The following is a 9,941-nucleotide window of genomic DNA, read 5'->3' as shown; positions in this document are numbered from 1 at the left end:
CCAAACGGGGCCAGTCTCGCTGGCTTCCGGGGGAGAGCAACCAGACCGTTACCCGATGTTGAGAAACTCGGTGGCGAGCCGACGAAGGTTCCGGAACGGACTTTTGGACCAAACTGCCCCTAGCAAGTTCAGCAGCTTAGGAGCGGCCAAGTTTGACCAAGCTGGCCGAAAGTGCCCTCGGCCAAGTTCTTCAGCTGCATCGAAGACTGGCGCACATAGCTTCTGGCAGGGCCGAGGGCGCACCCGGCCGCTTAGAGCGCTAGGCGGAACGTCACCTTCCCGTCGCCCGGCCCCCAGTAGTCAGGGATTAGGCCCACACGCTCATCGCCCAGAGTGCCGTAAAGGGTGCGTGCGGCCTTCTGCGCCTCCATGGTGGATGTGTCGATCAGGAGCATCGCCCACCCGCCTCCCGGGCCCGCACCTCGGCTGCGGCTACCAAGGCCCGGGCCACGCCCCGCCGACGCTGCTCGGGCAGTACCCCCAGAAAAAGGAGGTTCCACACGCCGGGCCCGATCTCGGGCGAGCGGTGGGCCACGCCCGCACCCTCACCAGCCAAAAGCCAGACGCGGCCTTCGCCCTTGCTCGCGAAGTGCTCGGGCAGGCTTCCTATGAAGTTCTCGGCCTCCTCGGGCATGAAGAGGCCGCAGCCCTGGATGACGGCCGCAAGAGCTAGGGTGTCGGTGGTCTGCTGGTCGTCGGTCAACGCAGCGCTCCTCACGCGTCCTGTGTCCGCTCAAACCTGTAGCACCCCTTCGGGCCCAGCACGGAAGTCACGATTTTTGTAAATCTCGATTGGATATTTACTGTGTTGGCCCGCGTCTGGCTGCACGAAGGCGACCCACCCGTTCCTCAAACAGAGCGGGTGGATCTTGGTCGATCTCAGAGAATGAGGTCGGAGGTCGTCAGGTCAGTGCGGGTGGTGTGCTCAAGGGTGAGGCTGTGGCCGCCGGCAGTGGTGAACACGAGATCGTCGCCATTCTGCTCGGCCTTCTGGAGCGCCGCCCCAACGGAAGTGAAGCCGAACGCCGACAGATCCAGGACATCGCCGTCCTCGAAGTCGGCCACAACGTCGCGCCGAGCATGCGGCTCCAGCGGCTGACTCCGAAGGATATTTGACGAAGGTGAGAGGTAGCCAGATCCGTTCGCGCATAGGTTCTCACGCGACCATGTCGGCCACTTCGGCACGCACGAATGAGCGTGCGCCGGATACAAGATCACCGGGCATAGCTTTCGAACGCCAGACGGCAGATCGACACCTTCTACAGTTCTCTCTGCCCAGGACGTCCAGATAGGGTTACTTGGATGACATGCTGGCGTGAGAGACGCATGTGTTTGCGGGGCCCTCGGTTCCACTCAGAACGGAATTTGGGCAGACCGACCTCCAGATGGCCAACGTCGGTGATGACCACGCCGCGCGTACAGACTGCCTCAGCGATGCGCTCACGGAAGTGGGCGCGCCTCCCGGGGCAGAGCCTTTCTGCGCGGATGTCAGGGTGACCTGGCTCTGACTCATCATGTAGGCCGCGGAACCTTCCTTTGCTCAAGCACCACCTTCGGACGTCGACGGCAGCACGGTCTGCACAATGTTACGATCCAGCGCTTCGTAGTCCCAATAGCGGATCACGTCATAAAGTTCGGCACGGGTCTGCATGCGCGAGATCAGGTCTTGCGGGGTGCCCTTGGCGCGGATTTCGGCGTAGAGCGCCTCCTGCGCCTTGGCCGCGACCCGGAGCGAGGACACCGGCCAGATCACCATAGCATAGCCGAGTTCCTGGAACTGCTGCGCGGTAAGTGGAGGTGTGCGGCCGAACTCGGTCATGTTGGCCAGGAGCTTGACCCCGGGCAGGCGGTGCGCAACCTCGCGGAACATCTCCACGTCCGTCAGCGCCTCCGGAAAGATGCCGTCTGCGCCGGCCTCCAGGTACATCTTGGCACGCGCTACAGCCCCCTCGATCCCTTCGCTCGCTGCAGCGTCGGTGCGCGCGAGGATGAAGAGGTCGCGGGTGGCGCGCTTGGCGGCGTTGATCTTGGCGGCCATGTCTGCGGGTAAAGCCAGCCGCTTGTCGTTGAGGTGGCCGCACTTCTTGGGCAGGAGCTGGTCCTCGATCTGCACGGCGCCGGCGCCTGCATCTTCGAAGCTGCGGACCATGTGCATGACATTCAGCGCCTCGCCGAAGCCTGTGTCGCCGTCGGCGAGCACTGGAAGCTGAGAGGCCCGTGCGAGTTGGCGGATGTGGAAGCACAGGTCGTCGACGGTCAGGATGCCAAGATCAGGAAGCCCCATCGAGGCGCTCACAGCCGCGCCCGACAGGTAAAGCGCCTCAAAGCCCGCGTCCCGCGCCTGGATCGCGGCAAGGCCACTGTGCGCGCCGGGGACCGCAAGGATGTCCGGCCGCTCCAGCAGGGCGCGGAAACGCGTCCCCGCGGAGGTCCGGGGCAGGTCGGCGGCAATGAGGTAAGTCATGTGGTCTCCTTGGCGGCACGCGGTCATCGCGCCCATTCGTCCGCAGGAATGGGGCGTGAGCCGGGTCACGTTCTATAGCCGACGCTCGGGAGCGAGAAGTCGCGGCTTAGGTGGTGCTGGACCATGAGCGAGCCGGAACAGCTCGAGTTGCCGAACCGCCGGGGGGCGCAGCCCGTCCTTCTCTGAGCAAGGCAGGCCCGAGGCGTCAAGAGTGACGATCTAGGGCACAGGACATGGGCAGACAATCTGGGCCGGCAGCCCACAAGCCGCTGCGGCCCTACTCCATCGAGTCCTTGGGTATTCGAGGGTCGCCGGAGCCACCATCAGGCATGGTCTTCTAAGTAACTTCGTCAGGGCGGTCATGGGTCTCACCATTAGCTCCATCACGCGTCGTATCAGTGCCTGAGCCTCGCTTAGACCAGACAGTGACGATCATCTGGTGAGAGGCGAGCATTGATGCTGGCCCACCAATGGGGTCATGATCGACTGTCACAGGAAATTCGGCCTGGTGTTCTTCTGGGTTGCTCCATGCGCATACTTCTCGTCGAGGATGATCCGGACCTCGCCACTTGGCTGAGTCGCAGCCTCCTCCGGCGCGGGCTCATTGTGGAGTGGGAAGACGATGGGAAGCTGGCCGAGCGACGGTTGAAGGGTGACAGCTTCGACGCCGTCGTCTTGGATCTCGGTCTTCCCTCTCTTGGCGGCGCCGCGCTTCTGAAACGGCTTCGTGCCAATGACGACACAACGCCCGTCCTCATCGTTACGGCGCGCAACGATTTTTCGGAACGCATCGATCTGCTTCACGCCGGAGCCGATGATTTCCTCAGCAAGCCCTTTGCCGTAGAGGAACTGGAAGCTCGTCTCGCGGCCTTGGTGCGCCGGAGCCACGGGCGGGCACGAGGCATCTACCAATGCGGCCCCCTGATCTTCGACCAGAACGCGCAGCGCTTCACCTTGGATGGCGAGGTGCTCGCCCTGTCGCCGCGCGAACACGCCCTTCTGCGCGTGCTCGTCCAGCGCGTGGGCGAGCCGATGTCCAAGCAGCAGCTACTCGACCGCCTTGTGCCTACTGATAGCGACCTACAACTCGAAGCTGTCGAGGTGATCATTCATCGGCTCCGTCGAAAGCTTGTTGGCGCAGGAGTTCAGATCGTCACCCTCAGGGGCTTGGGCTACTTCCTAGAGGCGACGGATGGCCCCGGCTGAAGAACCTTCCCAACGCGGCCTCGAACGCCCACTCTGGATTACACTCGCGCTTTGGACGATGCCGGCCTTGGTGTTTCTCCTGGGCGGCGGCCTGTTGTTCTCGGCAGCGACGATCAACGACCTATCGGACAGCGCCTATGACCGCTCATTGGCTGGAGCCATTCGGGCCATCGACCTGAACGTCTCGACCGCGAGCGGCGGCATCGGTATCGAGCTGCCCTATCCTTTGTTTGAGAGTTTTCAGGCCACCGCATCAGGCGAGGTCTACTTCCGCGTCTCCACCGACGATGGTCTTGTCGAGATCGGCGATGCACTCCTGCCCGCCCCGCCGATGCTTGAGGACGGCGAGTTCACCTTCTACGACGCTGTCTATCTTGGGCGTGCCGTGCGAGTCGGCGCATCCAAGCGCAAGCTCGAGGAGCCGCTCTACGGCGCTTCGCAAGCCCAAAGCATCGTCATCGAGGTGGCCGAGACTACCGGCTCGCGGGAGGCGTTTCGCGAGAGACTCATCTCCCGCGCGATCTGGCGCGACGCCCTGACGGTCTTGGTCGCAGTCGGCCTTCTTGCCTTGGGCGTTCGCCTCGCGCTCCATCCGCTAACCGTGCTGAAGCAGAGGCTCGATCTGCGCGACCCTGACGACCGGAGCCGGCTCGACGTGGTGGGGCTGCCGAGCGAGGTGCGACCCCTGGTCGATGCGGTGAACGGACTGATCGAGCGATACCACTTGCAAGGCGAAGCACAGCGGCGCTTCATTGACGATGCGTCGCACCAACTCAAGACACCCTTGGCTGTTCTACGCTCGCAGATCGACTACGCCTTGCGCGCTGACGACCCGACGACCTCGCGTGCAGTCCTGGAAGCCATGCGGCCCGTGACCGAGCGGGCGGCCCGCATGACCTCGCAACTCCTGTCGCTCGCGCGCGCTAGGAACGCAGCCCTCCTCGACACGTCGGCCAGCGCTCCTGTGGATCTCGCCACGCTGGCCGGCGACGTGGCCCGGCTGCACCTTGGTCAGGCTCGCCGACGCGGACTGAAGATCGAGATAGAAGCCCCGGATGAGGCCGTCATGGGGCAGGGATCCGAGGCGCTCCTGTTCGAAGCCGCTAGCAACCTTCTCGATAACGCGATCCGGGTGTCGCCCGACGGCGGCCGAATCCTGCTGAAAGCGGAAGCCGACGCGCCAAGCTCGGTGCGCCTTCGAGTGATGGACGAGGGACCAGGCATGAGCGAGGAGATGCTTGGGCAGGTAGGAGAGCGGTTCCATGCGGGTTGGGAGACCCAGAATGGAACACAGACCAGCACGGGCCTTGGTTTATCCATCGTCACGGTCATCATGGAAGCCCAGAACGGAGTCCTCATCTTGGCCAACAGACCGGAAGGCGGGCTTGTGGCGGAGATGCGCCTACCAGCGGCCGACACAACCAAGCCGTTAAATACCCCCAGGCGTCGCTGAAAGCCGATTGAAAGCCAAAGGCTGTTAAGGAGCTCCGCCGGGCGGGGAGGCCCGCATCGATACCTTGGGAGGAACTTATGTCGACCATCACCCTTCGCCGGGCGGCGTATGCCGCCGGCGGCGCCATAGCGCTCACTCTGACGCTCGGGATAACGGGCGCAGTGGCTGAGCCCGCCAACCCCGAATGCATCGCTCCGGCCCAGCCCGGGGGCGGCTTCGACATCACCTGCAAGCTGGCACAGGCTTCGCTCGCACAGTCCGGCGCGCTGACCGAGATGATGCGCGTCTCCTACATGCCCGGCGGCATCGGTGCGGTGGCGTTCAACACGATCGTGGGCCAGCGCCGCAACGAGCCCGGCACTATCGTCGCCTTCTCCGGTGGCTCGCTCCTCAATCTCGCCCAGGGCAAGTTCGGCGAGTACGACGCCGACGCCGTGCGCTGGGTCGCCTCGACCGGAACCGACTACGGCGCCGCCGTCGTCGCTGCGGACTCACCCTGGCAGTCGCTCTCCGACATGATGGAAGCCATCAAGGCCGACCCGACCTCCGTGATCATCGGCGCGGGCGGCACGATCGGAAGCCAGGACTGGATGAAGGCCGCACTCACCGCCCAAGCGGCCGGCGTCGATCACACAGCGATGCGCTTCGTCGCCTTCGAGGGCGGCGGCGAGTGCGCGACGGCGCTTCAAGGCGGCCACGTCAACGTCTGCATGGGCGATGTCGGCGAGAGCCAAGGAGCAATCGACGGCGGTGCCCCCTTGAGGCTTTTGGCGATCTACTCGGCCGAGCGTCTCAATGGCAGCCTCGCAGAGGTGCCCACGGCCAAGGAGCAGGGCTACGACATTGAGTGGCCAATCATGCGCGGCTTCTATGTGGGCCCCGAGGTTTCGGACGAGGACTACACCTTCTGGGCTCAAGCGTTTGAGAAGGCCATGGCCGATCCGGGCTATGCCGCACTCCTTGAGGAACGCAATCTTCAACCCCTGCCCCTGACGGGCGAGGAACTGCAGGCCACCGTCGCCGAGCGGGTCGCAACCTATCGCGAGCTCGCCTCGGGCTTCGGTCTCGTCCAAGAGTGAGGGCGGGCGCCATGAGCACGGACAGAACGCTCGGAGGCTTGGCGCTGCTCATGGCCCTTGTCATCGCGGGCTTCGGCTGGGGGCTTGTCGCCCCCTTTGCCTACGAGCCCGTAGGCCCTAGTGCCTTCCCTCTTGTCACCGCCGCATTGATCGGCGGCTGCGGACTCGTGCTCCTTCTGAGGGGCACTGGCCGGGCCGAGCCGGGCGTCCCGGGTGCGGGCAGGGGCGTCCTCATCCTGTCGGCCACGCTGCTGGCCTATGCCGTCCTGTTCCAACCCTTGGGCTTCGTCTTGTCGACCGCGGCCATGAGCCTCGTCACCGCGCGCGTCTTCGGGGCCACTTGGGCGCAAGGTCTCGTCGTGGGCAGCATCCTGGCCTTGGGCTCATTCCTGCTCTTTGACCATGGCCTCGACGTGGTGCTTCCAACCGGCGTTCTGGGGGAGCTGCTCTGATGGAGACACTTTCTTTTCTCCTGTCTGGTTTCGCCGTCGCCGCGACTCCTCTGAACTTGGGACTTGCGGCGTTGGGTGCGATCGTGGGCACGATGGTCGGCGTCCTTCCCGGGCTCGGACCGGTCAACGCCGTCGCCATGCTGGTGCCAGTGGTCTTCGCACTGGGCCTGCCGCCCGAGTCTTCGATGATCCTGATGGCATCGATCTACATCGGCTCCGAGTACGGGGGCCGCATCAGCGCCATCCTGATCAACGTGCCGGGCGAGGCCTCGGCGGTGATGACCGCGCTGGAAGGCTATCCCTTGTCGCGGCAAGGCAAGGCCGGCATCGCCTTGTCCTTGTCAGCTTGGACCTCCTTCGTGGGCTCGATGCTCGCAACAGTCGGCATTGTTGTCGCCGCGCCGATCCTGTCCCGCTGGGCCTTGGCGTTTGGTCCGATCGAGTATGTCGCGCTGATGGTGTTCGCCTTCGCCTGCTTGGCGGGGCTTCTCGCTGAGCAGCCGGTGAAGGCGCTCCTCGCCGTTGGCATCGGCCTCGCGCTGTCCACCGTCGGCATCGATCCCAACTCGGGCGTCTACCGCTTTACCTTTGGCATGCCGAACCTGATCGACGGCCTTCAGTTCGCCACGGTGGTCATCGGCCTCTTTGCCATCTCCGAGCTGCTCCTGCTTCTCGAAAGCCATCACGCCGGCATCCCGGCCCGGGTCGAGCGGATGGGCCGCAGCCTTTTCAACTGGAGTGAGATGCGCCTGACCAACGCCGCGACGCTGCGTGGCTCATTCATCGGCTTCTTCATCGGGCTCCTGCCGGGCGCCGGCGGAACGGTGGGCTCGGCGCTCGCCTACTCGGTCGAGAAGCGCATCGTTGAGCGGCAGGATCCGGAGGGTGCGCGCTTCGGCCAAGGCGACCTACGTGGCCTCGCCTCAGTGGAGGCGGCCAACAACAGCGCCTCTAATTCCAACTTCATTCCCATGCTGACGCTGGGCATACCGAGCTCGGGCACCACGGCGATCATGCTGGGCGTGCTCACGCTTTACAACATCACGCCGGGGCCGGTGCTGTTCACGGCGCAGCCGGAGCTTGTGTGGGGGCTTATCGCCTCGCTCTTCATCGGCAACGTGATGCTGCTCGCGATGAACATCCCGTTCGTCGGCCTCTTTGCCCGCATGCTCTCCGTTCCGGCTTGGGTGCTCGTCCCCTTCATCGTGGTGGTGAGCGCCGTTGGGGTCTATTCCGGTAAGTCGGCGAGCTTCGACTTGGTCCTCATGGTCCTGGTCGGCGTGGCCGCGTGGTGGCTGAGACGTCTGGCCGTGCCGATGGCGCCCCTCGTCCTCGGCTTCGTCTTGGGCAAGCTCCTGGAGCAGAACCTTCGGCGTGCATTGTCACTGTCGGCGGGCGATGTCGGGATCCTTTGGTCGAGCTGGATCGCGGTCGTGCTCTGGACGGCGGCGGCTCTGACGCTGATCCTGCCGCCTCTGCTCGCAAGGCTCAGGGGCAGGAAGCTCAAGATCCAGACCCAAGGGTCGATGGAGTGACCGATCGCACCTGAAGCGGAACGCGAAGCGGCCTTGTGGCCCCCGGCTGTCGTTCGTGCTGCTCGCGTGGACGGCACTGGCACGCCTTGTCGACGACGGACCGCTGCTAGCGCCCTCTGGTCGGCCGCGAGCTTCACCTGTGCTGCTCTCGTAAGTCGAGGACTGTTCCTGCCCCCACAGGGCCCTAAACCTGATCTCGGTTTCTCTTGCTGCTCGCCATCAAGGACAATCAATGTCGGGTTCTCCCCATCACAGACGGCAGCCCCATCGACCTTGCCGCCTCAGCCCCGCAGTTGTCTGCATAGGCTTATGTCAGTGCCGCTACGGACGGTCTGGCGCCGCAGCTGGATGCGGGCGTCATCGGGCGAAAAGGCCAGGTGTGGACGAGAATCTCGGTTGCGCACGGCAGGGGCGTTCTGCTCTGGGTCTGAAGCGCTTCCCGCCTCGAAGGCGAGCCTGAGATGGTGAAGCCTAGTTGGCTCCGCCGTCTTCTGACGCTTGCGGTTGCGCTCGGGGGCCTTGCCGTTGCGCTCTGGACGGGCCTGCCACTGCCGTTCCTGTTCGGGCCGATGCTGGCCAGTCTGGTCGCGGCTCTCCTGGGGGCACCGCTTCTGGGGATGGGGAGTGCGACCAATGCCGCGCGCACCGTGCTCGGGGTGGCGATCGGTGCCTCGGTCACGCCCGCACTGCTGGTGCAACTGCCGTCCATGGCGCTGTCGCTTGCCTTGGTCCCCCTCTACGTGGGCCTGATCGGCCTTGTGGGGGTGCCATTCTTCCGGCGGGTGTGCGGCTTCGATCGGGTCACGTCCTTCTTCGCCGCGATGCCCGGGGGAGCCACCGACATGACGCTGTTCGGCAAGGATGCCGGTGGAGACGTCCGTACCCTGAGCCTGATCCACGCCACTCGCGTGGCCGTAATCGTCACCCTAGCGCCGATCCTGCTCACCACGATCTACGGGACACCGCTCGACCGCCCATTGGGCGAGGCGGCTGCCAGTCTGCCACTGTTCGACATGGCCCTTATGGCCGCGGCCGCCTTGGTAGGTTGGAGAGGAGGGGAAAGGCTGGGCCTCTTTGGCGCCTCCATGCTGGGTCCCCTGATCATCACCCTAACTCTGTCGCTCTTGGGCCTAGTTCAGGTTCGTCCGCCCCGCGAGGCGCTCCAAGCGGCGCAGTTCCTGATCGGCCTCGGCATCGGCGTCCACTATGTGGGCGTGACCTGGCGCGAGCTCAGGCGCACGGTCGGCTTCAGCGTCCTGTTCATGCTGATCCTCGCGGTCTTGGCCGCTGGGATAGCCGAGACGGTGGTGCTGCTGGGTCTGGCTGCTCCGCTCGAAGCCTTTCTGGCCTTCGCTCCTGGTGGGCAGGCCGAGATGACGATCCTCGCCATCGTCGCAGGGGCGGAGCTGGGCTTCGTCGTTCCCCATCACATCGCCCGCATTGTCCTGGTGATCCTCGGCGCACCGCTCATGTTGCGGGCTCTCAGGAGATGAGCGCCCAGCGACGATCCCAAACCTCTTATAGCTTGCCGATCCGAACCATCGGCAGACCGCCCGAGGCGGGTTCGTGATCCCCTAAGTGCCACTTTCCGTCCTGCCCTGAAGGATGGCTGAACATCCACGAGGGATAACATGGAAATCCTTACTTCCGGGGGCCTATCCGCCCTTCTCCAAGTCATCACGATCGACCTTGTGCTGGCCGGCGACAACGCCATCGTCATCGGCCTTGCTGCTGCAGGACTGCCTGTCGATC

10 protein-coding genes are annotated in these 9,941 nt (G+C 64.7%); 6 read left to right on the top strand and 4 right to left on the bottom strand.

Annotated elements, in window-relative coordinates; all coding sequences use genetic code 11:
• Positions 1-251: 251 nt before the first annotated feature.
• From FHG66_RS21785 to prpB, 4 genes are all read right to left on the bottom strand, one after another.
• Entirely contained in the window at positions 252-395 is a 144-nt protein-coding gene (locus tag FHG66_RS21785) for a hypothetical protein (RefSeq protein WP_176556380.1), read from the bottom strand.
• Positions 386-703, bottom strand: coding sequence for a GNAT family N-acetyltransferase (locus FHG66_RS20635; RefSeq protein ID WP_139079034.1), 318 nt, complete (start codon positions 701-703; stop codon positions 386-388). The genes FHG66_RS21785 and FHG66_RS20635 overlap by 10 nt, the downstream gene beginning before the upstream one ends.
• Positions 704-879: 176 nt before the next feature.
• Positions 880-1,065, bottom strand: coding sequence for a hypothetical protein (locus FHG66_RS20630; protein ID WP_139079033.1), 186 nt, complete (start codon positions 1,063-1,065; stop codon positions 880-882).
• Between the two features lie 475 nt (positions 1,066-1,540).
• On the bottom strand, positions 1,541-2,464 hold the full coding sequence (prpB, locus tag FHG66_RS20625) for a methylisocitrate lyase (RefSeq protein WP_139079032.1): 924 nt from the start codon (positions 2,462-2,464) through the stop codon (positions 1,541-1,543).
• A gap of 528 nt (positions 2,465-2,992) precedes the next feature.
• On the opposite strand from prpB, the gene FHG66_RS20620 reads away from it, so the two are divergent.
• The 6 genes from FHG66_RS20620 (at position 2,993) to FHG66_RS20595 (ending at position 9,682) form a co-directional block, all read left to right on the top strand.
• Positions 2,993-3,670, top strand: coding sequence for a response regulator (locus FHG66_RS20620; protein ID WP_139079031.1), 678 nt, complete (start codon positions 2,993-2,995; stop codon positions 3,668-3,670).
• A 70-nt stretch (positions 3,671-3,740) separates the two neighbouring features.
• Positions 3,741-5,123 (top strand): sensor histidine kinase, encoded by a 1,383-nt coding sequence (locus FHG66_RS20615; RefSeq protein ID WP_246082706.1) that lies wholly within the window; start codon positions 3,741-3,743, stop codon positions 5,121-5,123.
• A gap of 77 nt (positions 5,124-5,200) precedes the next feature.
• Complete coding sequence (locus FHG66_RS20610; protein ID WP_139079029.1) at positions 5,201-6,202, top strand: Bug family tripartite tricarboxylate transporter substrate binding protein; 1,002 nt, start codon at positions 5,201-5,203, stop codon at positions 6,200-6,202.
• An 11-nt stretch (positions 6,203-6,213) separates the two neighbouring features.
• Positions 6,214-6,654, top strand: a complete 441-nt coding sequence (locus FHG66_RS20605; RefSeq protein WP_139079028.1) for a tripartite tricarboxylate transporter TctB family protein — start codon at positions 6,214-6,216, stop codon at positions 6,652-6,654.
• Positions 6,654-8,189 carry a tripartite tricarboxylate transporter permease gene (locus tag FHG66_RS20600; protein WP_139079027.1) on the top strand — a complete coding sequence of 512 codons (1,536 nt, stop codon included), beginning with the start codon at positions 6,654-6,656 and terminating at the stop codon, positions 8,187-8,189. The genes FHG66_RS20605 and FHG66_RS20600 overlap by 1 nt, the downstream gene beginning before the upstream one ends.
• Before the next feature lie 461 nt (positions 8,190-8,650).
• A complete protein-coding gene (locus FHG66_RS20595) occupies positions 8,651-9,682 on the top strand; it encodes an AbrB family transcriptional regulator (protein WP_139079026.1) in 1,032 nt (343 codons plus the stop codon).
• Positions 9,683-9,941 lie beyond the last annotated feature (259 nt).

It is taken from the genome of Rubellimicrobium rubrum (assembly GCF_006152115.1).
Lineage (GTDB): Bacteria > Pseudomonadota > Alphaproteobacteria > Rhodobacterales > Rhodobacteraceae > Rubellimicrobium > Rubellimicrobium rubrum.
Note: the sequence above shows the minus strand (reverse complement) of the source record. Positions and strands in the feature narration are given on the sequence as shown.

Excerpts from the sequence above, each read along its gene's own strand:
- FHG66_RS20595 (WP_139079026.1), top strand. The coding sequence starts at position 8,651 with ATGGTGAAGCCTAGTTGGCTCCGCCGTCTTCTGACGCTTGCGGTTGCG.
- FHG66_RS20610 (WP_139079029.1), top strand. The coding sequence starts at position 5,201 with ATGTCGACCATCACCCTTCGCCGGGCGGCGTATGCCGCCGGCGGCGCC.
- FHG66_RS20600 (WP_139079027.1), top strand. The coding sequence starts at position 6,654 with ATGGAGACACTTTCTTTTCTCCTGTCTGGTTTCGCCGTCGCCGCGACT.
- FHG66_RS21785 (WP_176556380.1), bottom strand. The coding sequence starts at position 395 with ATGCTCCTGATCGACACATCCACCATGGAGGCGCAGAAGGCCGCACGC.
- FHG66_RS20620 (WP_139079031.1), top strand. The coding sequence starts at position 2,993 with ATGCGCATACTTCTCGTCGAGGATGATCCGGACCTCGCCACTTGGCTG.
- FHG66_RS20605 (WP_139079028.1), top strand. The coding sequence starts at position 6,214 with ATGAGCACGGACAGAACGCTCGGAGGCTTGGCGCTGCTCATGGCCCTT.
- prpB (WP_139079032.1), bottom strand. The coding sequence starts at position 2,464 with ATGACTTACCTCATTGCCGCCGACCTGCCCCGGACCTCCGCGGGGACG.